The organism is Cobetia sp. SIMBA_158 (assembly GCF_046566945.1).
Taxonomy (GTDB): Bacteria; Pseudomonadota; Gammaproteobacteria; order Pseudomonadales; family Halomonadaceae; genus Cobetia; species Cobetia amphilecti.
Genome location: NZ_JAWJYL010000801.1, coordinates 1 through 250 on the forward strand (window position 1 = coordinate 1; position 250 = coordinate 250).

At 30.8% G+C, this 250-nt stretch carries 1 protein-coding gene; it reads right to left on the bottom strand.

Annotated features, from left to right (window positions below; translation table 11 throughout):
- On the bottom strand, nt 1-250 hold a 250-nt coding region (locus R2R70_RS22035; RefSeq protein WP_410979202.1), incomplete at both ends, for a hypothetical protein.

The window sequence follows — 250 nt, forward strand, 5'->3', positions numbered from 1 at the left end:
TTTGATATGTTCAATCTCTTTTATCATTTCATCATCAACAAATAGATCATCAATTAAATCGATTGCTTCCGAAATAATTTCTCTCTGAGCATAGAGACTTTCTAGATCAGTAGAATCTTTACGAAGGACATAAGAACGAAGATATAATCCTTGTAATGAGGTAGCGTTTTGAATTTTTGATGATTCCACAACTTTATAGACACGATCATCAATTAAATAACTATACTGATCATTGATTTGGGCCATTTCA